Source organism: Wenyingzhuangia sp. IMCC45574, from assembly GCF_054182685.1.
Map to the genome: position 1 here is coordinate 2,594,221 of NZ_CM135169.1, position 25,555 is coordinate 2,619,775.

At 33.4% G+C, this 25,555-nt stretch carries 22 protein-coding genes; 10 read left to right on the forward strand and 12 right to left on the reverse strand.

Annotated features, from left to right (window positions below; all coding sequences use genetic code 11):
• Positions 1-145 precede the first annotated feature (145 nt).
• The 5 genes from ACXHHC_RS11060 (at position 146) to ACXHHC_RS11080 (ending at position 5,216) form a co-directional block, all read left to right on the forward strand.
• The gene (locus ACXHHC_RS11060; protein ID WP_458226442.1) at positions 146-475 is read left to right on the forward strand and encodes a HesB/IscA family protein; all 330 of its coding nucleotides are present in this window, start codon (positions 146-148) and stop codon (positions 473-475) included.
• A 175-nt stretch (positions 476-650) separates the two neighbouring features.
• Positions 651-2,096, forward strand: a complete 1,446-nt coding sequence (gene sufB, locus ACXHHC_RS11065) for a Fe-S cluster assembly protein SufB (RefSeq protein WP_458226443.1) — start codon at positions 651-653, stop codon at positions 2,094-2,096.
• An 80-nt stretch (positions 2,097-2,176) separates the two neighbouring features.
• Positions 2,177-2,917 carry a Fe-S cluster assembly ATPase SufC gene (sufC, locus tag ACXHHC_RS11070; RefSeq protein WP_458226444.1) on the forward strand — a complete coding sequence of 247 codons (741 nt, stop codon included), beginning with the start codon at positions 2,177-2,179 and terminating at the stop codon, positions 2,915-2,917.
• A 45-nt stretch (positions 2,918-2,962) separates the two neighbouring features.
• On the forward strand, positions 2,963-4,270 hold the full coding sequence (sufD, locus tag ACXHHC_RS11075) for a Fe-S cluster assembly protein SufD (RefSeq protein WP_458226445.1): 1,308 nt from the start codon (positions 2,963-2,965) through the stop codon (positions 4,268-4,270).
• A gap of 136 nt (positions 4,271-4,406) precedes the next feature.
• Positions 4,407-5,216, forward strand: coding sequence for a S1/P1 nuclease (locus ACXHHC_RS11080; protein WP_458226446.1), 810 nt, complete (start codon positions 4,407-4,409; stop codon positions 5,214-5,216).
• An 84-nt stretch (positions 5,217-5,300) separates the two neighbouring features.
• Here the strand turns inward: ACXHHC_RS11080 and ACXHHC_RS11085 are convergent, their stop codons facing one another.
• From ACXHHC_RS11085 to rplU, 5 genes are all read right to left on the reverse strand, one after another.
• A complete protein-coding gene (locus ACXHHC_RS11085) occupies positions 5,301-6,389 on the reverse strand; it encodes an endonuclease (RefSeq protein WP_458226447.1) in 1,089 nt (362 codons plus the stop codon).
• A 67-nt stretch (positions 6,390-6,456) separates the two neighbouring features.
• Complete coding sequence (locus ACXHHC_RS11090) at positions 6,457-8,127, reverse strand: choice-of-anchor J domain-containing protein (protein ID WP_458226448.1); 1,671 nt, start codon at positions 8,125-8,127, stop codon at positions 6,457-6,459.
• A 33-nt stretch (positions 8,128-8,160) separates the two neighbouring features.
• Complete coding sequence (locus ACXHHC_RS11095; RefSeq protein ID WP_458226449.1) at positions 8,161-10,698, reverse strand: TonB-dependent receptor; 2,538 nt, start codon at positions 10,696-10,698, stop codon at positions 8,161-8,163.
• A gap of 289 nt (positions 10,699-10,987) precedes the next feature.
• Complete coding sequence (rpmA, locus tag ACXHHC_RS11100; protein ID WP_458226450.1) at positions 10,988-11,257, reverse strand: 50S ribosomal protein L27; 270 nt, start codon at positions 11,255-11,257, stop codon at positions 10,988-10,990.
• A 56-nt stretch (positions 11,258-11,313) separates the two neighbouring features.
• Positions 11,314-11,625: a 50S ribosomal protein L21 gene (rplU, locus tag ACXHHC_RS11105; protein ID WP_458226451.1), complete on the reverse strand. Its 312-nt coding sequence runs from the start codon at positions 11,623-11,625 to the stop codon at positions 11,314-11,316.
• 258 nt (positions 11,626-11,883) lie between these two features.
• Between rplU and ACXHHC_RS11110 the strand changes: the two genes are divergently transcribed.
• The gene (locus ACXHHC_RS11110; protein WP_458226452.1) at positions 11,884-12,378 is read left to right on the forward strand and encodes a heavy-metal-associated domain-containing protein; all 495 of its coding nucleotides are present in this window, start codon (positions 11,884-11,886) and stop codon (positions 12,376-12,378) included.
• A gap of 92 nt (positions 12,379-12,470) precedes the next feature.
• Positions 12,471-13,505 (forward strand): COX15/CtaA family protein, encoded by a 1,035-nt coding sequence (locus tag ACXHHC_RS11115; RefSeq protein ID WP_458226453.1) that lies wholly within the window; start codon positions 12,471-12,473, stop codon positions 13,503-13,505.
• On the opposite strand, the gene gldD is transcribed toward ACXHHC_RS11115, so the two are convergent.
• From gldD to mutY, 4 genes are read right to left on the reverse strand one after another with little or no spacing between them, the layout of a single operon-like run.
• On the reverse strand, positions 13,502-14,056 hold the full coding sequence (gldD, locus tag ACXHHC_RS11120; RefSeq protein ID WP_458226454.1) for a gliding motility lipoprotein GldD: 555 nt from the start codon (positions 14,054-14,056) through the stop codon (positions 13,502-13,504). The genes ACXHHC_RS11115 and gldD overlap by 4 nt on opposite strands.
• Before the next feature lie 9 nt (positions 14,057-14,065).
• Positions 14,066-15,370, reverse strand: a complete 1,305-nt coding sequence (gene gldE / locus ACXHHC_RS11125) for a gliding motility-associated protein GldE (RefSeq protein WP_458226455.1) — start codon at positions 15,368-15,370, stop codon at positions 14,066-14,068.
• Between the two features lie 10 nt (positions 15,371-15,380).
• Positions 15,381-15,782: a single-stranded DNA-binding protein gene (locus tag ACXHHC_RS11130; RefSeq protein ID WP_458226456.1), complete on the reverse strand. Its 402-nt coding sequence runs from the start codon at positions 15,780-15,782 to the stop codon at positions 15,381-15,383.
• Between the two features lie 39 nt (positions 15,783-15,821).
• Positions 15,822-16,862: an A/G-specific adenine glycosylase gene (gene mutY / locus ACXHHC_RS11135; protein ID WP_458226457.1), complete on the reverse strand. Its 1,041-nt coding sequence runs from the start codon at positions 16,860-16,862 to the stop codon at positions 15,822-15,824.
• 133 nt (positions 16,863-16,995) lie between these two features.
• On the opposite strand from mutY, the gene ACXHHC_RS11140 reads away from it, so the two are divergent.
• Both ACXHHC_RS11140 and ACXHHC_RS11145 read left to right on the forward strand, forming a co-directional pair.
• Entirely contained in the window at positions 16,996-17,286 is a 291-nt protein-coding gene (locus ACXHHC_RS11140; protein ID WP_010136136.1) for an HU family DNA-binding protein, read from the forward strand.
• Positions 17,287-17,567: 281 nt separating this feature from the next.
• Complete coding sequence (locus ACXHHC_RS11145) at positions 17,568-19,100, forward strand: Rne/Rng family ribonuclease (protein ID WP_458226458.1); 1,533 nt, start codon at positions 17,568-17,570, stop codon at positions 19,098-19,100.
• A gap of 53 nt (positions 19,101-19,153) precedes the next feature.
• On the opposite strand, the gene ACXHHC_RS11150 is transcribed toward ACXHHC_RS11145, so the two are convergent.
• Together ACXHHC_RS11150 and uvrC are read right to left on the reverse strand one after the other, a co-directional pair.
• Positions 19,154-21,358: a patatin-like phospholipase family protein gene (locus ACXHHC_RS11150; RefSeq protein ID WP_458226459.1), complete on the reverse strand. Its 2,205-nt coding sequence runs from the start codon at positions 21,356-21,358 to the stop codon at positions 19,154-19,156.
• A gap of 79 nt (positions 21,359-21,437) precedes the next feature.
• Entirely contained in the window at positions 21,438-23,231 is a 1,794-nt protein-coding gene (uvrC, locus tag ACXHHC_RS11155) for an excinuclease ABC subunit UvrC (RefSeq protein WP_458229248.1), read from the reverse strand.
• Between the two features lie 395 nt (positions 23,232-23,626).
• Here uvrC and tyrS point away from each other — a divergent pair, with 395 nt between their 5' ends.
• Positions 23,627-24,922 (forward strand): tyrosine--tRNA ligase, encoded by a 1,296-nt coding sequence (gene tyrS, locus ACXHHC_RS11160; protein ID WP_458226460.1) that lies wholly within the window; start codon positions 23,627-23,629, stop codon positions 24,920-24,922.
• An 86-nt stretch (positions 24,923-25,008) separates the two neighbouring features.
• On the opposite strand, the gene ACXHHC_RS11165 is transcribed toward tyrS, so the two are convergent.
• The gene (locus tag ACXHHC_RS11165; protein ID WP_458226461.1) at positions 25,009-25,449 is read right to left on the reverse strand and encodes a YHS domain-containing (seleno)protein; all 441 of its coding nucleotides are present in this window, start codon (positions 25,447-25,449) and stop codon (positions 25,009-25,011) included.
• Between the last annotated feature and the right edge of the window lie 106 nt (positions 25,450-25,555).

The following is a 25,555-nucleotide window of genomic DNA, read 5'->3' on the forward strand; positions in this document are numbered from 1 at the left end:
TTATGAATTTACTAAAATGTCTGCAAAGATACGTTTTTGATTGATGAAGCTTATAATAACATAAATTTTATTAATTAGGCATATGATAAAAATCATATTAAAAGTGATAAATTTGCATACGTTTATATTTTAAACAACAGAAGTTATGATAAAAGTGTCAGATACAGCAAAGAAGAAAGTAGTAGAGCTAATGACCGATGATGGTTATAATGCTACCAGTGATTTTGTTAGAGTAGGAGTAAAAAGTGGAGGGTGTTCTGGTTTATCGTACGATTTAAAGTTTGATAAGGAAGAACTAGAAGGTGATAAAGTTTTTGAAGACAATGGTGTAAAGATTATTGTAGATAAGAAAAGCTTTTTATACTTGGTAGGAACTACTTTGGAATATTCTGGTGGTTTAAATGGTACTGGGTTTGTGTTTAACAATCCTAATGCTAATAGAACCTGCGGATGTGGAGAAAGCTTCTCGCTATAGTCAAAATAGTGAAACAATTGAGTTCTATTTGTTTTATTAGACAAATTTGAACTCTAAAACAATAGAAAGACTTAAATTTGCAGCTCTTTTAAAGCAAATTAAGTTTTAAAGAAGACAAAAGTTAGATACTATATCTATCTATGTTTTAATTTTTAAATCTTTGAATTACAAAGAAATGAGTAAGTATACAGAAGATGATTTAAGAGAAGAGTTAAAAACGCAAGAGTACGAGTATGGATTTTACACGGACTTAGATGCGGATACTTTTCCAAAAGGATTGAATGAGGGAATTATTCGAGCGATTTCTGCAAAAAAGGAAGAGCCAGAATGGATGACTGAATGGAGATTGGATGCTTTCAGAAAATGGGAAGCAATGGAAGAGCCAGAATGGGCGAATGTAAATTATCAAAAACCAAATTTCCAAGAGATTAGTTACTATTCTGTTCCTAAAAAGGCAGAAAAGAAAAACTTGGATGAGGTAGATCCTGAAGTATTGGAAATGTACAAAAAGTTAGGGATCTCTGTTGATGAGCAAAAGAGGTTACAGAATGTAGCTGTAGATATTGTAGTAGATTCTGTTTCTGTAGCTACTACATTCCAAGAAACGCTAAAGGAAAAAGGAATTATTTTTTGTCCAATTTCAGAAGCTATACAAGAGCATCCAGAATTGGTAAAGAAGTATATGGGGTCTGTAGTTCCTAAAACAGATAACTTTTATGCAGCATTAAATTCTGCTGTATTTACAGACGGTTCTTTCTGTTACATTCCTAAAGGAGTTACTTGTCCTATGGAATTGTCAACCTATTTCCGTATTAACGAAGGAGGAACAGGACAGTTTGAACGTACTTTGGTAGTAGCAGACAAGGGTTCTTTTGTAAGTTACTTAGAAGGTTGTACTGCTCCTAGTAGAGACGAAAACCAATTACACGCTGCTGTAGTAGAATTAGTTGCGTTAGACGATGCAGAAATTAAATATTCTACGGTTCAGAACTGGTTCCCAGGAGATGCAGAAGGAAAAGGTGGTGTTTTTAACTTTGTAACAAAGCGTGCTATTTGCGAAACCAACGCAAAAGTATCTTGGACACAGGTAGAAACAGGTTCTGCAGTAACATGGAAATACCCTTCTTGTATTTTAAGAGGAGATAATTCAACAGGAGAATTTTACTCAATTGCGGTAACCAATAATTACCAACAAGCAGATACAGGAACTAAAATGGTGCACTTAGGTAAGAATACCAAGAGTACTATTATCTCTAAAGGTATTTCTGCCGGACATTCACACAATAGTTATAGAGGTTTGGTTAGGGTAAATCCTAAAGCAGAAAATGCACGTAACTTTTCTCAGTGTGATTCTTTATTAATGGGAGATTTATGTGGAGCACACACATTCCCTTATATAGAAGCTAAAAACAAATCGGCACAAATAGAGCACGAAGCAACTACTAGTAAAATTGGAGAAGACCAATTGTTTTACTGTAACCAAAGAGGTATAGATACCGAAAAAGCCATTGCATTAATTGTAAATGGATTTAGTAAAGAGGTATTAAATAAATTACCAATGGAGTTTGCCGTAGAAGCGCAAAAATTATTAGAGATAAGTTTAGAAGGGTCTGTAGGATAGACAATTACGAGTTACAAATTAACAATTACGAATATTTAAGGGCTAAAGGCCAAAAGCTAATAAGCTAAAAGCATATTAAGATGTTAAAAATAGAAAACTTACACGCAAAAGTAGAAGATAACGATATCCTAAAGGGATTAAATATTGAGGTTAAAGCAGGAGAGGTTCATGCAATTATGGGACCTAACGGTGCAGGAAAAAGTACTTTTGCTTCTGTAGTAGCAGGTAACGAAAATTACGAAGTAACAGAAGGATCTATTTCTTTAGATGGTGAAGACTTAAGCGAGTTAGAGCCAGATGAAAGAGCTCATAAAGGAGTTTTCTTATCGTTTCAATATCCTGTAGAGATACCAGGAGTAACAGTAACCAACTTTATAAAAACAGCAATTAACGCTAAGAGAAAAGCACAAGGTTTAGAAGATATGCCTGCTGCAGAAATGTTAAAGAAAATTAGAGAGAAGTCGGCTTTGTTAGAAATTAAAAAAGACTTTTTATCACGTTCTTTAAACGAAGGGTTTTCTGGAGGAGAAAAGAAACGTAACGAGATTTTTCAAATGGCAATGTTAGAGCCTAAGTTAGCTATCTTAGATGAGACAGATTCTGGATTGGATATTGATGCTTTACGTATTGTTGCTAACGGAGTAAATAAATTAAAATCTGATGACAATGCAGTAGTTGTAATTACACACTACCAACGTTTGTTAGATTATATTGTTCCTGACTTTGTACACGTATTGGCTGATGGAAAAATCATCAAGTCCGGAGGTAAAGAGTTGGCTTTAGAATTAGAGGAAAAAGGGTACGATTGGTTAGTTAAATAATTAGAAAACCTAATTAATTAATAACAACCTAACACCATATACAACATGAGTTTACAAGATAAATTATCAGCAGCATTTAAAAGCGATTCTAAAAATGCAACTGTTGGAGGGTATAAAAAAGAAGCTTTTGAAGCTTTTTCTCAAAAAGGATTCCCTACAACTAAAGATGAAGAATGGAAATACACTAGTTTAAGAAGTGTGTTAAAAAATGAGTATGGAATAGAGTCTGCACAAGCTACTAATGTAAATGCAGATACTATAGCTCCTTTTTTAGTTGAAGGATTAGATTCGTACAAATTAATTTTTGTAGATGGAGTTTTTCAAGCTTCATTATCTGATACGATTGAAGAAGTTTCTGTAAAATTATTGTCAGAAGCTATTGAAGATGCATCTTATGAAGCAATTTTTAAAACTAAGTACAACTCTTTAGCAAAAGGATTTACAAGTTTAACAGACTTAAATACAGCTTTTACTAACGAAGGAGTTGTAGTACAGGTTGCTAAGGGAAAAGCAGTGTCTAAGCCTATAGAGCTTATTTATTTAGCTTCTGGAGAAACATCAGCGTTATTATTACAGCCAAGAAATTTAATTACTGTAGGAGAAAATGCAGAGGTTAAATTCATAGAGCGTCACCAATCAATTGCTAATGTTGCTACGTTTAATAATGTGGTAACGGAGGTTTTTGTTGCTCAAAACGGAATTTTTGATTTGTATAAAATCCAGAATGATAAAAATGATGCTTCTTTAGTAGATGCTACATTTGTTGCTCAGGAAAGAGATACCGTTGCTTCTGTTTACACGTTCTCTTTTGGAGGTAATATTACTAGAAACAATTTAGCATTCTATCAAAATGGGTCTGGATGTGATTCTATTTTAAACGGAGTTACTATTTTAGAAGGAGATCAATTGGTAGACAGTCATACTTTGGTTGCTCATAAGTCACCAGATTGTCAGTCTAACGAAACATACAAAGGTATTTACGGAGGAAAGTCTACAGGAGTTTTCAACGGGAAAGTAATTGTAGATCAGGCTGCGCAACGTATTAATGCATATCAACAAAACGATTCTGTATTAATTTCCGATACAGCTACGATCAACTCTAAACCTCAGTTAGAAATTTTTGCAGATGATGTAAAATGTTCTCACGGATGTACTATAGGGCAGTTAGATAAATCTGCTTTGTTTTACATGCAACAAAGAGGTATTCCTAAAAAAGAAGCAGAGGCATTGTTAATGTTTGCTTTTTGTTCAGATGCTATTCAGGATGTAAAAGTTCCGGCATTAAAACGAAAAATTAACCAATTAATGGCCGATAAATTAGGAGTAAACATGGAATTTGGTGAGATAGAATAGAAAGTTCTATCAAGCAATATATTTAAAACCCTGAAACAGCTAGTTTCAGGGTTTTTTGTTTTTAATATAGCTTTCTCTTAATGTTTGTTTGAGTTAAATTTTTTACTATTGATTCTGTTTTAAAAACTGAAAATCAATGAAAAAACTTTGTTTATTAATCTGTTTAATGTCTTTAAGCGCTTTTGCAGAGAACGATTGGGGACAAACTGGGCATAGAACAGTGGGTGAAATTGCCAAAGAGCACATATCTAAAAAAACAACCAAAAAAATTAAGGCTTTGCTAAAAGGAGAGTCATTGGCTTTTGTGTCTACCTATGCAGATGAGATTAGGAGTGACAAGAAATTTAAACATTATGGACCTTGGCATTATGTAAATTTGGTAGGAAATAAAAAGTACAAACAAGATTCAATTAACCCCAAAGGAGATGTTGTACAGGCTATTAAAACATGTGTTTTAAAAATTAGAGATAAACAGACTTCTCAAGAAGACAAAGCGTTTCATTTACGAATGTTAGTGCATTTTGTTGGAGACTTACATATGCCCTTACATGTTGGTAATAAAAAAGATTATGGAGGAAATAAGATTAAAGTAAAATGGTTTGGAGAAAAAACCAATTTGCACAGTGTTTGGGATACAAAAATGATAGAAAGTTATAATATGAGTTATGTAGAGCTTTCTAACAATACTAAAGAGTTGTCAAAAAAAGAGTTTAAAGACCTACAAAAAGGGTCGTTATTAAGTTGGACTAAAGAGTCTAGAGAATTGGCTTTAAAAGTGTATAAAACGGCTAAAGAAGGAGATTATTTAAGCTATAAGTACATGTATTATAATTTTCCTGTAGCCAGAGAGCAATTACAAAAAGGAGGAATACGTTTGGCAAAAATATTAGACGAGGTTTTTAAAAGGAAAAGCCCTTGGTTAGATCGCTTTTTGGCAGATGTATAAATAAGTTAAGAATACTAATAGATAAAGGCTGTATTAATATTAATACAGCCTTTTTTAATAAAAAGTAGGTTTAGTTTTTTGAGGCTATTCCCATTTATTTTCTGCAGCATCTCCTCCCCAAATAAGAGTTGCTAAATAAGGGTTATCTATAAATGGGTTTCTATTTCCTTGAGCTCCTGATATCACTGTATTTCGTTGTATTTCGAAAGCAGATATAGGGTCTTCTTTATTCCACTTTAAAAAGGTTTCTAATGTTCCAACTTTGGTTATGGTTTCTCCGTATCTGATATTTAAGTAGAAAATCATTCTTGCTACATCTCCTTTCCACTTGTCTCCAGGATACCACCCAGAACCTGTTAAACCAGCATTTCCGTTACCTTCTACAAATTTGTGGTTTAATCTTTTGGTGTTGATAGCAGCATCACAATATCTTAAGTGGTGTAAGTCTGCTTTTACTACATCATCTCTAGCGTCTCCACCCGTTCCACCAGCATAAAGAGATTGTGGATATACGTGCTCTGTATTAAACTTTCCTGCTGAGGTACCACTAGTTTGTCTAAATGATTTGTTTTTACTTTCTCCTGTATACATTAATACTACGTTAGAAGAGTTGCTTGCGTCTTGATCTGCCTGTAACAAATAAGAATGCCTTCCAGAATAGAAAAGTATGTTGGTGTGTTTATTAGCTGTTAAAGATGTAAGTTGACTTTTTAAATCGTTAGAGTCGGTTGTGAATGTAGCGGTACTATAATAGTTTTTTAAGTCGTTAGGGATGTTAAAAACACCCTCGTTACTATTATCTAATACCGTAATGGTTACTGTTGTACTACTACATTTTTCAGAATCAGCGTTGGCACAAATAGTATAGTTAAAAGTATCCTGCCCTACAAAATTGGTTGCAGGTGTATACGTGTAGGTTGCGTTGCTATTTTTTACAATGGTTCCGTTTTTCTCGCTTTTTTCTTCTACGCTAAGCGTTACTTCTTTTGCTTTTTCGTCGTTTTCAAGTAAGTTAGAGATTACGTAATCTGTATTGATGACAGAGGTATAACTATCTGCTATGGCTACTGGTGTTTCTATTTCTGCTGGCGGTATTGTGATAACAAAATTGTTATTTTCACTAGAACATGCAGCTATAATAGCAACAGTACATAAGACAATAATTTTTTTCATTTTGAATTAAGTTTAAAAAACCTCTTTCACTTCTGAAAGAGGTTTATGTTGGGTATAATCTTTAGATTTATTCTTCTACGTAAACGTATTCACCTTCAGTAAGTATTACTCTAAACTCTTCTACAGGTCTGCTTCCAGTGTACGTATCTGCAAATACAGCAAACACATCTCCTTCTTCAGCTTCTGGGAATCTGTCTTTTAAGAATACATTTAAAGCTTTTAGTATCATTTCATTAGTCCAATATGCACTCCCTCCAGGTCTTCTGTCAAAGTTATTATATTGTGCCGCGCTCGAAACTTGTTCTACAAGCGTTGTATCGTCTTTTAATGATGAGGTTTCTAACCAATCAAAATCATCACTAGTAAATGTGTAAATAATTGGATTATCTGATGACCAAGAACCTTTTTTATGAGCAAAACGGATTGGTGTTGCTGTTGTTGTTTCTGGTAAAATCCAAGCTCCATCTTTAAACTCGTACAAGTCAAAACGCGTTTGTACATAACCACTAAAGTATTTGTATAATACAATTACCTGTTCTTCGTTCTGTGCATATGTGTATTTATTAGCTAAATAAGTTGGCAAGTAATTGTCTGGATTTATAGAACTACTAAAGTTACCACGTTCACCAGGTCGACCTGCTTCGGTACCCATCGCTGTATAATCAGCATCTGTTAGTGTAATCATATTTTCTGGTATTACAAACTCAGTGCCATCATATTGGTAATAAGTAGCCAAGGTTTCAGTTTCACCTGTATATTCATCCCCTTCACCTTTAGAAATAGTTACGTTACCAATCAACCAACGCATAGAGTCAGATGTAGTAGAAATGTATTTAAAAGCGATGTGGATTATTTTTTCATCATAAGCAGAAAAATCAATAATGTCACTAGGAGTTAAGGAGTGAGTGCTATGGATAGTTCTGTTGGTAACGGTTAGCTCTGTCCAAGTAGCTGTAGCTACATCTCCTGTATAATCTTCAGAAATTAATACTTTTAAGTTAGACAAATCTGTACCATACCTAAGGTTTTCTTCTATTTGAAATTTCAAGTCTGTTTTGTCTGTCAAATCAATTTCAGGTGAAACTAACCAGTCCTCGTTGTCTTTTGCAGAACCAGAAAATCCACTCATTTGAATATTTCCAAAGCCAGTTGCATCTTTCCAAACTTCGTCTCCATTAATATTAAAGGGGGTCCATCCATTAAAAGTTTCGTTGGTAAAATCAAAGTTTTTTATAACGCTACCAGATGCCAATATAGGTTCTTCTGTAAAATTGTTGTAGGTTATTTTGTAAAAGTTATCTTCAACAGGGCTAGGTATCTTACTGTCTAAAATACCAGCTAATAAATCGTTAGCTGTTTCGTCTGGGTGAAAAGCACCACTCTTAGCGGTTGGGTAATCTTCATCAACTAAAGTAACCTCTTCTGCATTGAATAAGTTTTGTACAGTAGTGTTGTTGTCATTGTAAACATCAATGGTTAATTCCACACTAGCACCAGGAGCTATTGGTAATACTTTATTCAATGCTAGGGGGATTAATTCTTCGGCTTGCACAAAAGATTCAAAAGCAGTACCAGACAATTCCATAGTTTTAAAATCGTCTTCGGTAAGTGTATATTGAATGGTAGATTTGATTGGAGTTGGAAGATCTCCTAACTCATCATATGTGTCCTCTAAAGTATCTGTACAAGAAAAAAGGAGCATACTAGTTGCGAAAGCTATATGTTTTATATTTTTCATTTTGTTCTATTTTTTGTTTGACTTAAATAAGGATTAAAAGTTAAGAACCATGCCTGCACTAAAAGTTCTTCCTACACCGTAATACACGCTTGCACCAGCTGCAGTACCGTCTAAATCATCAGCACGGGTAATATAGCGTGTATCAAAAGCGTTGTACATTCTTGCCATTAATTTTGCGTCTAAAACTCCAATGTTAAATTTGTGCTGAAGTGATAAATCCACCAAAGTATAAGCGGGTACTTTCCAAGGATCTTTTCCTTCTTGAGTTCTTCCACTTGGATCAAAGTCTGCGTAAAATCTATCAGCGTAGTTAGCGTCTATAAAAATCTTTGTATCTTCAGTAAGATCGTAACTTGCTCCTAAAGCTGCTGTTGTTTGTGCCGATCTTCCTACTGGTAAATCTTTAATTAAAATTTTAATTTCGCTTCCTATTACATTATTATCTTGATCCGTAATAGTAGCAGTTACATCATCTTGCCAAGTCCAATCACCTACAGACAAAGCACCTTTTACTGTTAACCTGCTAAATGGACGGTATTCAAAGTCAAATTCTACTCCTTGGTGTAAAGCATTTACTCCTAAAATGTTTGCAAAAATTACTGTGTCTTCACCTCCAGAATTTGGAATAGTACGTGTTTCCGTTTCTGTTCTATCATTCCATGCAGTTCTGTACACGTTAATGTTTGCGGTAAATTTGTCTGTTCTAAGACCGTAACCTAATTCCAAACTAAATATTTTTTGGTTTTCAGCATCTGAGTTGGTTTGGTCATTATTATTTGTTGGCCAAATAGCGTTGTAAAAAGGAGCTCTTTCAAAATACCCTCCGTTAAAGAAAACGTTGTTATAGTTGTCCAAACGGTAGTTAATACCTCCTTTAGCACCAAAACCAATAAAATTTATATTGTCTGTTTTTTGATTAGGATCAGAATCTAATTTAGCAAAGTGGTCTTCCCTAGCATACACTGTGTTTGATACGTTTGCAGCAACAAAAGCTGTAATGTCTTCGTGATCGTATTCTAATTGAGCAAAACCTCCGTAAGTTGTGTTAAAAGCAGTGCTGTAGAAATCATATTTTTCGCCTACTTTAACCAAGTTGTTAAGGTTGTTAACATTTCCATCTAAATCCAAAATGTATTCTCCTCCTAAAAGGTCTGTTAACTCTTTACCGCTACTAACTTTAGTGTAACGATAATCTATTCCAGCAGTTAGATCTAACTCATCATTAAGCTCGTAGTTTAAGTTTATTAAACCACCTCCCCAAGTATGATCGTTGGTACGTGTTTGAATATAAATACTAGATTCTACGTTTTCTTTATTTTCTTGTACTACTTTATCCGCATCAATAGGAGCATATTTACCTCCTAAACGATATTCTGCCGTATCTAATTTTCCACTATCGTTACCTTCTTCAAAACTAACTCCTCCATCACCTTTACTATAGTATACAGTGGTTGACAACTTAGCAGCATCGCTAATTTTCCAGAAATAATTTAATGAGGCAATTGGTTTGTGGAAAAAGTTTGAACTAAATCCAAATTCTTGTCCGTTTCTATAACCCCAGTTACGATTGGTTTTAATTCCGCGCTCACTTTCCCTAAATTCATTGATACTTATCATATCAAATCTTTGATTATGTCTTTGTGGAGCACCAGTTACAAAAAAAGATAATTTGTGATCATCGTTTATTTTTTTGGAGATGCTTGCAAAATAAGACATTGCATCAAAATGAGTACCATCTACATACCCATCTCCAGTAATTTTGTCAGCATATACGGTAGCTGCAAAACCATTTTCCATCATTCCTGTAGAAAGTTTTAATCCATATTTTTGATAGCCGTCGTTACCAATACCGTATTCAAATCTACCTCCTTGCTCAGCTTCTGTAGATTGAGTAATAATGTTAATAGTACCACCAATAGATGGCACAGCTAATTTAGAAGCCCCTAAACCTCTTTGTGTTTGAGTAGAAGCAGTTACATTACCAATACCTGCCCAATTTGACCAGAATACACGCCCGTCTTTTGCAGCGTTCACTGGTACACCGTTAATAACAACAGCAACGTTTTCTGAGTTAAAACCACGCATAGTAATTTCTCCATCTCCAAAACCACCACCAGCACGAGTCGTAAATACTCCAGGAGTCGATTTTAAGATTTCAACAAATTCTTGGTTTCCTAATTTTTGCTCAATTTCTTCTTGTTTAACTGTAGAATAAGCAATAGGTGTTTTTCTATCTATTGCTCTAGAAGCAACAAGTAATACTTCATCTAAGCCTACAGAAGAGCTTTCTAAAGTTACGCTTAAGCTTTTTGTACCTGCATTAAATTCAACAACCTTAGTTGTGAATCCCATAGAAGAGATTTCAATTTTTCCTTTTTGTAAAGAAACATTAAGTTCAAATTCCCCATTAAAGTTGGTAAATGTTCCTTTTTTGGTGTCAATTACCTTAATTGAAGCAACTGGAACGGGTTGTCCAAAAGTATCTTTAACCAACCCAGTGATTGTTTTTTGTCCAAAGCTCTGTGTAACCATAGCAGTGAACAAAGTCACAAGTAAAATAAGTTTTTTCATTTTGTTTAAATAAGATTTAGTTTGCCTAACAAAACTAGAGAGTTGCGAGGTGCTAAATGAAAAGCTTACTTTATGTTATGACTAATAAAGATTAAAGCGAAAGTGTTTTTTGTGTTAACTAAACATTAGAATGTTTGTTTTGTGTAAGTTATTGGTAAATAAAATGTTATGAAATAACATTGTTTAAAAAAATGTCTTTATAATAAACTATGTTTTATGTAGGGTAAAATAAAAAGCTCGAATACTAAATGTATTCGAGCTTTTTATAATGTTATCTTAATTTTTCTAATTAAGCTTCTGCAATTTCTACAGGAGTAATAGAAACATAAGATTTGTTGTTTCTTTTCTTTTGGAATTTTACAATTCCATCAACTTTTGCATGTAAAGTATGATCTTTCCCCATGTAAACATTTTCACCTGGGTTGTGAGTAGTACCTCTTTGACGTACTAAGATGTTACCAGCTAATGCAGCTTGTCCACCAAATATCTTTACACCTAATCGTTTCGATTCTGATTCTCTACCGTTCTTCGAACTTCCGACACCTTTCTTATGAGCCATAATATTGTGTTTTTTAGGATTATTATTTCTTAATTAATTTTGTTTAGACTTGCAAATTAAGCGTTGATAGCTTCAATTTGAATTTCAGTTAAATACTGACGGTGTCCGTTTTTCTTTTTGTAACCTTTTCTTCTTTTCTTCTTGAAAACGATTACCTTATCACCCTTTAAGTGACCTAGAACTTTGGCTTTTACCGATGCTCCTTCTATAGCCGGGGCTCCAACAGTAACTTCACCGTCGTTGTCTACTAATAAAACGTTGTCAAAAGAAACAGATGCTCCTTCTTCGTCTTGTAAACGGTGAACGTATACTTTTTGGTCTTGCGCAACTTTAAATTGCTGCCCTGCTATCTCTACAATTGCGTACATACGTTATAAATTTATAATGCTTGTTAATAAAATGGACGCAAATATACATATTATTTTTCAACAAACAGCATCTGGTATTATTTTTTTACAATATTTATTTAGCTGAGAATTAGGGGGTTTGTTGTAAGTGTTTTGCTGTATTATTTGTTAACAACTAAATAAGAACGCAGTAAAAACCCATTTAGATGAATAGCGCATTTAAATAGATAAATCTTACTAAGAAGACGTATATTTGTTATCGGAATAAATTTAATAAGTATGAAACTACTAAAGTATATAGTTGTTGCAGTTTTAGCAATTAATACAGTTGCTTGTAAACCTGCTGCAGAAAAGAAAACAGAAGCTGTTGAAGCTAATTTACCAAAAGCGTTAGTTACTTCTAAAGTGAATATAGAAGGAATGACGTGTGAGATAGGATGTGCTAAGACAATTGAGTCTAAAATTTCTAAGCTAGAAGGTGTAACCGAATCTAAGGTTGATTTTGAAGCTAAAAAAGGAATATTTACATATGATAGCAATAAAACTTCTGAGGAAAAAATAATCAATACCATTAATGGGTTGATAGATGGTAAGACTTATAAGGCAAGTCACGAAGACTTAAAGAAAGGATGTTCTAAGGAGTGTGCAGAGAAATGTGGGCACAAAGAAGGTGAGCCTTGTAAAAAGGCATGCGAAAAGAAATGTGAGGGTACTGCCAAAGAAGAATGTAAGTCGGCCAATAAGGAAAAGCCATGTTGTGCAGCTAAGAAATAGTTTAAATAATTGTAAAATTTTAAAAACCACTCTTTTTAGGGTGGTTTTTTTTTAGTTTTGTCTCAAACTAAAGTACTACTATTCCTCTGAAAATGAACAAATCGCTCTTAAACACCATTAAAGTTGCAACAGTATCTGTCTATATCATATTCTTGGCGGGTTCGGTTGTAAGAATGACTGGTTCGGGTATGGGATGCCCAGATTGGCCAAAATGTTTTGGATATCTTGTGCCTCCAACATCTGAAGATCAATTGATATGGAAGCCTAATACCACTTTTGAGGAGGGGACAATTATTATTCGTAATGAAGCCTTGTTTGTGGCAGAAGAAACACTTACAACAGGTTCCGAGTTTCAGTTGGGAAATTGGGCAGAGTACACCAAGCATGATTATGCGGAGTTTAATGTGTATCATACTTGGACGGAATATGTAAATAGATTGTCGTCGGTACTTGCCGGATTTGTGTTTTTAGTCTTACTTTTTAAAGTAACGTTTAATAAGAACAAGATAGCAGGTGTATCGCCTTTGGTATACTTTGCTTTTTTGGGTATGCTGTTCGAGGCCTGGTTGGGAAAAGTAGTAGTAGATAGTTTTTTAACACCTTATATCATTACGTTTCATATGATAGGTGGTTTGGCCATTATAGCTCTATTGCTAAGAGCAAGGTTTTTAGTAGTGCAATCCAATCATACAAGAACGTACAAGTATCATAAAAGTTTTCACTCATTATTATATGTATTCTTATTTATGATGATTGCACAAATTTTGTTAGGGACTCAGGTAAGACAATTTGTAGATGAACAAGTAAAGCTAAATGGTTTTGAGCAGAAGCAATTTAGTCTATTAGATCCTAGTTTAAAGTTCTATATACATAGGTCTTTTACGATAGCGGTCGTTATTGTGGCACTTGCAATGTACTGGATGAACAAGAAGTATATATTAAGGTTCGAGCAGATGAATTGGGTTTTAGGCTTGTTGTTTTTTGAAGCTTTAACAGGGATTTTAATGTATTATGTAAAATTCCCTTTTGGAACACAGGCAATTCACCTATTGTCTGGAGCATTGATATTTGGAACCCTGCTGTACATGCTGTTTATTTCTACAAGACTAAAGAGGTTTTCTTATTAGTTAGTCCACTCCAAGGATTCTATTAAGTTTTCTATATCTTTTTTAACATACACAATTGCTGGTTGTATAGAGTCGTAGTTGGGAGCAACTTTAAAATACAGAGAGCCACTTATAAAGTTTTTTACAGAATCTGTTGCCTGAAATTGTATGGGAGAAGCTGCGTTTCCAGAGACGTTAAAAATACGAGCATATACCTTTTTTTTAGGATTTTCAAAAGGACGAACATCTATTTGGTCTGCCATTAAAGTGTGCTTAAATGTTAACTTTTCTGCATCAGAAATTAATTGGTAAATATCGTTGTTTACTTTTTGATAGGTAATGTTTATGTCTGCTTTTAGATGAGGATAATGGATGTTTGCCCAGTTGTTTTCCTTTAATGTAAAAGTTGATTGACTAGAAATTTCAAAATAATAAGGAATGTCTGTGTCGGGTATTTTTTGATAAGTAGGCTGTTTATAGCTTAAGTTTAAATAAGCTTTGGGTTTAGGTGTTACATTTTCGTTACAGGAGATACAGATCACAAAAAGTGAAAATAAGAAGATGTTTTTCATTTAATAAATTTATTGCAACGCTACTTTTATTTGTTTGATACGTTTTCTTTCAATAGCCTCTACGGTAAAAATCATTTCTTGGTAACTAATTTTCTCGAATTTACGTGGAAACTTACCAGAAAGTTCTAAGATAAGACCTGCTAAAGTTTCAGATTCTCCTTTGTCTTTTTCAAAAGAAGCCTCGTCTATATTAAGAACTTTGCAAAAGTCTTTCAGGTTTATTTTTCCTTCAAAAACATAGTTTTTGTCGTCAATTTTTGAATACGATAAATCTTCATCGTCAAATTCATCGGAGATGTCTCCAACAATTTCTTCTATAACATCTTCTAAAGTTACCAAACCACTAGTTCCTCCATATTCATCTACAACAATGGCTAAGTGGTTTTTTCGTTCTTGAAAATCTATTAATAAATCATCTAGCTTTTTATTTTCTGGAACAAAATAAGGTTCTCTAACGAGTTTAGACCAGTCAAAGTTTTTTTTGTTTAAATGTGGGAGTAAGTCTTTAGAGTAAAGTATTCCGACTATTTCGTCTATGTTGTTGTCGTAAATTGGGTTTCTAGAAAATCCTTTTTGGGCTATATTATCTAGAACTTCTTGGAAAGAAGCTGTTTTTGGAATTGCAGAAATATCTATTCTTGGATTCATGATTTGAACAGTTTCTGTGTTTCCAAAATTTACAATTCCCTCTAATATGTTTTTTTGTTCTTCTGTAGTTTCTCCTTCAGAGGTTAGTTCCAGAGCTTGAGATAGGTCTTCAACAGAAAAATTACTTTTAGAGTTTCTTAAGTATTTCTCAATTAAGTTAGAAAGTCCAATTAAAGGGTAACTAATTATTCCAAATACCTTGCTAAGAATTACAAGGGAACTACTCATTAAAAGCGCAAACTTTTTAGAATTTCTATTGGCGTAAACCTTTGGTAGTACTTCACCAAAAATCAATATTATAAATGTTATTAGTATAACCTCAATAAAAAAACGAATATTGGCGTTAAAAAAATAAAAGTCAATAGTGTAGTTTAAATCTTTAAAGAAAACATCTCCCAAACTAGAAAAGAGAAGTACAATTAAAATATTAATTGCATTGTTGGCAACTAGAATGTTGGCCAATAATTTTTTAGGATGGTTAATAAGAGAAGCTGCTTTATTAGCATTACTTGTTTTAAGGTCGTTTATTTCGTCTAACTCTTTAGGAGTTAAAGAGAAAAAGGCAACTTCTGAACCAGAGATTAGAGCTGAACAAATTAATAGTACAATTGTACTTATGCAGTTGACAGTGAGTTCTAGGTTCGTGTATATGGGTTCTTCGGGCAAAATTTAAAAGTTAAAAAGGTAAATCGTCTATTATTCCTTCGGAGTTAGGTTTTTCTTCTGTAGAAGTTTTGGTTTCGTTTTTTGGAGATAAAAAATTCATGTCGTGAACGTGAATTTCAACGGTATATTTTTTTACACCCTCTTGTTCCCACTCACGTGTTTTAATTTTTCCTTCGCAATAAACTTTATCTCCTTTACTAAGGTACTGTTCGCATATTTCTGCTAGTTTGTTTCTAACAACTATATTGTGCCATTCAGTAGTAGTAATTTTTTCGCCAGTACTTTTGTTTGTGTATGTTTCATTAGTGGCTACAGGGAATCTTCCAACACAAGAACCATCATCAAAATAATGGGTTTTTACGTTGTCTCCTAAATGACCAATTAACATGACTTTATTTAAAGTACCTGCCATAAACGATTTACTATATTAGTATTCAAAAATAATGAAAAATTATTTGGTTTGGTAGCTCTCTAAAAATTTGTGAATCAGTTTAGGAACAGCATATTTTTCTACTTCGGTCCACTTTGTTTTTAAGGGTTGAAGTATTTCGTCTACGTTAAAAATCCAAAATTGTGTGTGTAGGTGTTGGTGGCTTAATTTGTGGACCCAAGGTATTGTGTTAAAACAAGCAAGCTCGTTTTTATTTGCGCTGTACTTCTCAAAAAAGGAATCTTTAATCAGTTCGTTTTTTGTTAGTTTACTTTTAGATTCAATTAAAGGGAATTGATATAGGTTTTCCCATATTCCTTTTCCAATTCGTTTCTCTATATAGGTATGTGTACCATCGTCCAGAATAATAAAATTAAAGTGACGGTTTTTAATTTTAATTTTTTTCTCTTTTACAGGAAGTAGGTTAATGGTGTTTTTTGCTTTTGCCAAACAGCCAGATTCTAAAGGACAGTTGTTACAGTCTGGACCCTGAGGCTTACAGACCATGGCTCCAAAGTCCATAATTGCTTGGTTGTATTCTCTTGGAGTAGCATTGGTAATTAATTCTTGAGCTAAATTTTTAAAATACTTAATACCCTGTGTAGAGTTTATAGGTGTATCTATATTAAAGTATCTTGCCAAAACTCTGTATACATTTCCATCTACCACCGCTGTTTTTTCGTTAAAACAAATAGATGCTATAGCAGAAGCGGTATAATCTCCAACACCTTTTAGTTTAATAATGTCATTATATGTGGTGGGAAATACTTCGTTAAGTTCGTTGCAAATATACTTTGCAGAAAAATGAAGGTTTCTGGCTCTAGAATAATAGCCCAAGCCTTGCCAGTCTTTTAATACAGAATCTTCACTGGCATTTGCAAGATCTTTTACGGTTGGATAGTGCTTAACAAACTTGTTGTAATAGTCCAATCCTTGCTGTACTCTTGTTTGTTGAAGAATGATTTCTGACATCCATATATAATAAGGATTAGAGGTGTTTCTCCAAGGAAGGTTTCTTTTGTTTTCTAAATACCACGTTTCCAGTATCTTATAAAATTCCATATATTTGTAGCTAGGAATGCAAACTTAAAGAAACTTCTTTTAAAATTTAGCAGGTAATCTTTTTAGAATTAATTAATTATCCTATATTTGCGTCCTCAAATTTTCTAGAAATAACAAACTAAAATTATAAAAAATGACGAAAGCAGATTTAGTTACGACAATTGCGGACAAATCGGGAATTGAAAAAGCTGATGTTTTAGCAACTGTTGAAGCGTTTATGGATGAGGTAAAAAATGCTTTAGAGAATGGGGATAATGTTTATTTAAGAGGTTTTGGAAGTTTTGTAATTAAAACAAGAGCTGAAAAAACAGGAAGAAACATTTCTAAGAACACAACAATTAAGATACCTGCACACAACATTCCAGCATTTAAACCTGCTAAAACTTTTACTGAAGGAGTAAAAGCGAAAGTTGAAGTAAAATAAAAATAGAATATTAACTATCTCTATAGAGTTATAGAGACTTTAAAATTATAAATTATGCCAAGTGGTAAAAAGAGAAAAAGAGCTAAGATCTCTACTCACAAAAGAAAGAAAAGATCAAGAGCTAACAGACATAAGAAAAAGTAAGTTTTAAACTTACTTTTTCTTGTTTTTATAGTTTTCTCAAAACTATAAACGTTCATTGACATTAAGACATTCGTCTTAATTATCAATTACTTATTTTTAATCGTGTTGCATTTGCAACATTTAAAAACAACATCAGGATGAAGTTAGAATTAATTATTCGTTCAAATTCTTCTGATATTGATTTTGCTTTACTTAAAGATGGTAGGTTGATTGAGTTAAACAACGAATCTAATGATAATAAAATTTCTGTAGGAGACATTTTTTTAGCCAAAGCAGGTAAAGTTCTTAAAGGACTTAATGCAACATTTGTAAATGTTGGTTATGAAAAAGATGGTTTTTTACATTATCATGATTTAGGTGCTCAAGTACAATCTCTAAACAGCTTTTTAAAGAAAGTAAGTACAGGTAATTATAAAGATTTTACGCTAAAAAAGTTTCAATTTGAGAAGGATATTGACAAAGGAGGTAGTATTGATAAGGTGTTAAAACCGAAACAAAACATCCTTGTTCAGATTGTAAAAGAACCTATATCTACCAAAGGACCCAGAATTAGTTCTGAACTGTCCATTGCTGGTAGGTATTTAGTTTTAGTGCCGTTTTCTAATAGAGTATCGGTTTCCCAAAAGATAGAAGATCCAAAGGAAAAAGAGAGACTAAAGAAATTGGCAAAAAGTATCAAACCAAAAGGGTTTGGACTAATTCTGCGCACCGTAGCAAAGGGTAAGAAAGTTGCAGAATTAGACAAAGATTTACAGAATTCACTACAAAGATGGGTAGAAATGTGCGAACGTATTCCTAATACAAACACACCTACTAAAGTTTTGAGTGAGTTGAATAGAGCATCTTCTATTTTAAGAGATGTATTAAACGATTCTTTTACAAACATAGTTGTAGACGATCCAGAACTGGCCAATGAGGTAAGGGATTATATAGAAGAAATAGATCCCCAAAAGGTAAAGATTGTTAAAGACTATGATGGACATGTCCCAATTTTTGAAAAATTTGGAATTGAAAGACAGATTAAATCTTCTTTTGGAGAGACCGTCTCTATGAGTAAAGGAGCCTATTTAGTTATAGAACATACAGAAGCTTTACATGTTATTGATGTAAATAGTGGAAATCGTTCTAATAAGGCTACTAGTCAACAAGACACTGCTCTAGAAGTGAATTTAATTGCGGCAACTGAAATAGCACGACAGTTGCGTTTAAGAGACATGGGTGGGATTATAGTTATTGATTTCATTGATATGAATACCAATGAAAACCGTCAAAAACTATACGAGCATTTAAAAAACGAAATGGCCTCTGATAGAACCAAACACAAAATCTTACCTCCAAGTAAGTTTGGTTTAGTGCAAATTACTCGTCAAAGAGTTCGACCAGAAACTAATATTAACACCAAGGAACCTAATCCTAATAAGAATGGAGTAGTAGAGGCACCAATAGTGCTTGTAGACAAAATTGATGTTGAGTTAAGAAAGTTACTGACGAAAACAAAAAAGCGTAAAGAAAATATATTTTTACATGTACACCCTTTTGTGGCTGCATACCTAAAAAGACAACTGCGTAAACAGCAGAGAAAATGGTTAACAGAACACAGCAAGTGGATAAAAATTATACCAAGAGATTCTTATATGTATTTACAATATAAGTTTTCTCGAAGAAAGTAAAATCATATCAAATTAAGCCTTATCAGTTATTACTGGTGAGGCTTTTTTTTGTTTTAAAACCAAAATCCAGCACTTATTAAGACCCTATCATATCTGTTTTCTGGAGACCAAGTGTATTTTATTTCTAAAGGGCCTATAAACGTGTCAGAACTAATACCTATTGCGTATCCTGTTCTAGCATTGTCAAAGAAAGATTCGTTTGCTAAAAAGTCTAGAATATTGTTTGTTACAATACCGTAGTTTGCAGAGAAATCTAAATAGTTTTTCTTATGAAATCTAAACCTAAAGTTTCCTAAGGTTTTTAAGTAAGAGTTTCCTTCTAGTTCTGCAAATGAGTAACCATAGAAAGGAACAAAGTTGTTTATAAAGTTTTCACCGTAGCCACCTAGTAAATAGTTAAAGTTCTCTAAGGTAGTGTCTGTAAAACTAATAGCTCCGTCTACATGTCCCATAAAAGACCAACGGTTAGAGATGGTCCAAATACCTTCTGTTTTAACTCTTATTTGCGAAAAAGGAGAAAATGTTTCACTAAAGTCAGTAGAGAGCATAAAATACCTCCAAGAAATATCTAGTAAAACTCCTTTGTTCGGAAAACTTTTCTTGTCATAAGTGTCTGCTTCAATTTTCCCTACTAAATTTAAATAATGACTGTTGTCAAAAATGGTCTTGTCTTGGTCTCTTTCCGATGAGAAATTATTGGTATAACTATTAATATACTTGTGTTCTATACCAAAAGAAATAGCATACTTATTGTCGTAGTTTCCTTGGGTGTATATATAGTTAGTAAAGTCTTCGTGTTCTAAATTAAACTGGTTTATGTTGGCACTTACAAAGTTTGTTCCTTTTACAGTAACTCCTAATTGATTAAACCTAGAATAGATTCCATAGCCTAGAAAAAGTCCGTTATCAATAAAGTAATTAATATTGTATCTTAAATTATCTCCAAAAATAAAGTCAGCAGAGAGTATGTCGTTTTGTAAGAACAAGTGTTTTTGAGTGTAGTTTACTAAACCTGCAAGTTTGTATATGGCATCGTAATGAGCTCCTAGTCTTAATGATTTGTTATTACTGTTTTGAGACAGGTTTATGTTTAGACTAACCGTAGAATCTTTTTCTTTAAAGCGATAGTAGAGGCTGTTAAAATTATTGGTAGTGGTTGCGTAGTTTATATTGTCGTTAAACTCTTGTAAGGATACTTTTGTTCCTTTTTTAATGTTTAATTTACCTCTAATGTAGCGACGAGTATAACTTCTGGCTCCATTAATTTTTAAAGTATCAATGGTGTATTCTTTGGTGTCTATTACTACTTTTTTCTTTTCTTTTTTACGCTGGTTTTGTGCTAATTTTTTAAACGTTGCGATGTACTGCTTTGCTTTTTCATATCCAGAATCTATAATTTCTCGCTTTCGTTTAAAGTCTATAATACTAAAATCTTTAACGTTAGGGTGCATGTATAAATCTACCTGACTTTTAAAATAAGTAGAATCCTTACCGTACAATTGAAAGTTTACAATCTGATCTATTACCTTAACAGCAGAGTCTAGCGTTTCTGGTTTTTTTAAATGCCCTTGAACATCAATACCAATAACGTAATCCATTCCTTTAGCTCTCATTTCGTTTACGGGGAAGTTATTGGCAATACCTCCGTCTATTAACGTAAGAGAATCTATTTTACTGGGAGTTAAAAGTGTTGGTAAAGAAGCACTAGATCTAATGGCTAGGGGTAGAGAACCTGTGTTTATTTCTACTTGTTTTCCTGTTTCAATATTTGTGGCAATGCAGAAAAAAGGAATAGGGAGTTTAGAGAAATCAGAAATACCATCTACATGATGAAATAACTCACTAAGTTTATTGTACGTGTTTTGACCTTTGGATAAAGCAATAGGCACTCCTACCTTAAATCCTTTTATAGGAAGAGTAAACAGGTACTTTTGCTCATTTTTTTTATCAAAGTAGGAATAATATTTACGGTCTATGTCGTCTGTAAGCATTTTTGGAAAGTCTATGGCCATAAAAATAGAGTCCATTTGTTTGGCGGTATAACCAGATGCGTATAGCGCACCAACAACAGCTCCCATGCTAGTTCCTCCTATATAATCTAGTTCTAAGCCAGATTCTTCAATGGCTTTTAAGACTCCAATGTGCGAAAATCCTTTAGCAGAACCACCACTTAAGACCAAACCAATTTTAGGAGCTTTCTCTTGTGCTTGTAAGAAAGTGTTAAAAAGTATGGTTAAAAAGATAAGCAGCTTTTTCATCAGGATTTTTTGTTTAGATGCTATTTTCTGTTGAGGGTTGCGTGATTACTCTCTGCATGTGATTAACCGCAGTATAAAGTTATTCTTTTTGATGGAAATATGTATGTATTTTTTTAGCTCTTGAAGTTCCTATAACATTGGTTAATTGTTCTAAATCTGCTTCTTTAATTCGTTTTACCGATTTAAAATACTGCAACAACGTTTCTACACTTTGTTTTCCTATTCCGGGTATTTCTTCCAATTCAGAATTTAGGGCAGTATTACTCCTTCTGTTTCTGTGATGCGTAATTCCAAAACGGTGTGCTTCATTACGGAGTTGCTGTAGTATTTTAAGAGTTTCTGATTTTTTATCCAAGTACAATGGAATAGGGTCTTCTGGAAAAAAGAGTTCTTCTAAACGTTTGGCAATACCTATAATGGCTATTTTATTTCTAAGTCCTAGTAAGTCTAAACTTTTTAAGGCCGATGATAATTGTCCCTTACCACCATCAATTAAAATTAATTGAGGCAATGGTTGGTCTTCGTCTAGCAAACGTTTGTAACGTCTGTGTACTGCTTCCTCCATAGAAGCAAAATCATCGGGACCTTCTACCGTTTGAATGTTAAAATGCCTGTAGTCTTTTTTACTTGGTTTACCATCTTTAAAGACCACACAAGCTGCAACGGGGTTGGTTCCCTGAATGTTAGAGTTGTCAAAACATTCTATATGTCTTGGTTCGTTACTTAAACGTAGGTCTTTTTTCATTTGTGCCATAATTCTTTTGGTATGGCGTTCTGGATCTACAATTTGAACTTGTTTAAACTGTTCTTGTCTGTAATATTTGGCATTTCTTAACGATAACTCTACGACTCTTAATTTATCTCCCTGTTTGGGTACAGTTACTTTTATGTTTTCTCCTACATTTACTTTAAAAGGAACAAAGATTTCTGGAGCTATAGAATTAAAACGATCTCTTAGCTCTACAATCGCTAATTCTAGTAATTCTTTGTCTGTTTCTTCTAGTTTCTTTTTAATTTCTGTAGTATGAGACTGTATAATAGATCCGTTAGAAATTTTAAAGAAGTTTACATAAGCAGCTGTGTCATCAGACAAAATAGAGAATACATCTACATTGTTAATGGTAGGGGTAACAATGGTAGATTTTGCCTGGTAATTGGCAAGTAAGTCCATTTTTTCTTTAATCTTTTGTGCTTCTTCAAACTCCATTTTTTGAGCAAAATTTTGCATCATTTGGGTAAAAGCAGTTAAAGAATGCTTAAAGTTTCCTTTAATAATATTTTTAATGGCTAGAATTTGCTGATTGTATTCGCTTTCGCTCTGAAAAGCTTCGCAAGGTCCTTTGCATTTTTTAATGTGATAATCTAAACAGACTTTAAATTTTCCTACAGCAATATTATTGGCACTTAAATCGAAATTACAACTACGAATTTGATAGAGTTCTTTGATTAAATCTAACAAAGCATAGGCTGTTTTTACATTGGTGTAAGGTCCAAAATACTCAGAGCCGTCTTTAATCATTTTACGAGTTACAAAAACTCTAGGAAAACGTTCTTTTTTAATACAAATCCAAGGGTATGTTTTGTCGTCTTTTAATAGCACATTGTATTTAGGCTGGTGCTTTTTAATAAGACTATTTTCTAGCAACAAAGCATCGGTTTCTGTGGCTACAACAATGTGTTTTATATCACATATTTTAGATACTAAAATTCGCGTTTTAGCATCGTCGTGATTTTTGTTAAAATAGCTGCTTACCCTTTTTTTTAGGTTGATGGCTTTACCTACATAGATAATAGTTCCTTCTTTATCAAAATATTGATAGACTCCTGGAGTGTTAGGTAAAACGGATACTTTAAGTTTAATGTCTGTATTCACGTTCACAAAGTTAACTCTTTTTGGCTATAAGCTGTAGGCAATATGCTGTGTGCTTTTTTAAATTTTTATAGTCTATTCTTAAAGCCTATTACGTATAGCACTAAGGATGGAGAGGTGTGTTTGAGCTCTTTTGTTTTGTTTATAGAATTCAGGAGTTAAGGAGTAGAGTAGTTAAGTATTTTCAGAAGCTCCTTAACTTCTTAACTACTCATATTCTTAAATTCTATAAAGAAAACAAAAAGCGAGTAGCGACAGCCTGACCCGACAGGGGAGTGCCCTAATTATGCTGTATGCTCTTTGCAGTATGCCTTAAGCTAAAAAAATGAGAGCCTAAAGCCTATTGCTTAATGCTTAAAGCCCGCAAAAAAAAGTATCTTTGCCCAAAATTTTTAAAGATGGCTTACAATTTTGTAGAAGAATTAAAGTGGAGAGGGATGATGCACGACATTATGCCCGGTACGGAAGAACAATTAGAAAAAGAATTGACTACGGGGTATATTGGTTTTGATCCTACTGCAGATTCTTTACATATTGGTAGTTTAATTCCAATTATAGTACTAATGCATTTTCAGAGAGCAGGTCATAAGCCGGTTGCTTTGGTAGGAGGTGCTACGGGAATGATTGGAGATCCGTCTGGAAAATCTGCAGAACGTAACTTGTTAGACGAAGAAACTTTGGCAAAGAATATTGCTGGAGTAAGAGGTCAGTTAGAACGATTTTTAGATTTTAAATCGGATGCAGAAAACGCTGCTGTATTGGTGAATAATTACGACTGGATGAAGAAGTTTTCTTTAATAGACTTTGTTCGTGATATAGGAAAGCACTTAACGGTAAACTATATGATGGCCAAAGATTCTGTTAAAAAACGTATTTCTGGTGAAGGAGTAGAGGGAATGAGTTTTACAGAATTTACGTACCAGTTGTTTCAAGGATATGATTTTTTACACTTGTACGAAAACATGAACTGTAAGTTGCAGATGGGGGGATCAGATCAGTGGGGAAATATTACTACCGGTACAGAATTGGTAAGACGTAAGGCACAAGGAAAAGCCTATGCTATGACTTGCCCATTAATTACCAAAGCAGATGGAACTAAGTTTGGAAAGTCTGAAGGAGGAAATATTTGGTTAGACAAAGCAAGAACTTCTCCTTATAAATTTTACCAATACTGGTTAAACTCGTCTGATGAGGATTCTGAAAACTTTATTAAGAAGTTTACTTTCTTAGCAAAAGAAGAAATAGAGGCTTTAATTGCCGAGCATAAAGAAGCTCCACATGCAAGAGCATTGCAAAAGAAGTTAGCAGAGGAAGTTACTGTAATGGTACACTCGCAAGAAGATTACGACAACGCTGTTAAAGCATCGGGGATTTTGTTTGGAAAATCTACTGCAGATGATTTACGATCTTTAGACGAGCAAACGTTTTTAGATGTATTTGATGGAGTGCCACAAGCAGAATTAAGCAAAGATGAGTTAACAGAAGGATTGGATATGATTGGAGCATTGGCTGCAAAAACTAACTTCTTAAAAACAAATTCTGATGCGAGACGTGCGTTAAAAGAGAATGCAATTTCTGTAAACAAGGCAAAAGTAGTGGCAGATTATAAAATTACAGAAGCAGATTTAATTGCTGATAAATATGTGTTGTTACAAAGAGGTAAGAAAAACTATTATTTGTTAAAGTTGGTATAGAATAAACATAGTTTTGTGATATAAACAAAAGCCCTCTAGTGTACACTAGAGGGCTTTTTTCAAACTAAATCTAAACTAAACTTACATTACTTGTAAGTAGACCAATTGTGGTCCGCTTGTTTTTTCAACTTTTCCGGATTTTCATCCTTCCACTTAGATAACGTATTTATTCCCCAAGAATTGTAGAACAAATACAATTTATTGTCTTTTATTTCGTAAGTCTCTGGATTAATGCTGTATTTCTCATTGTTTTTTCCCAAAGCATAGGCACACCAACCTCCATATTGCGGAATGTATTTGGTAGGGTTGGCTTTGAATTTTTTTAAGTTTTTAGCGTTTGCAAAACGGAATTTTACACCATCGTGCGTAGCGGTAAATTCTTTTTTTCCTTTGGTGGGTTTGCTATCAAAGTAAGAGACTACATCGTAACCTTCTATGGCGGCTCCTTTTTTAACATAATAGTCTTTTTTCTGAGCAAAACTAAATGTGGTTACCAATAGTATAAAAGAAAGGGCTATATTTTTCATGTCAACTTGTTTTACACTAAGTCGACAAAAATCTAAGTTAATTACAGTTTCTTAAATCAAAACTGAATCAAGAAACTGTAAAAGCTGTAAGTTATTGTTTTATAGG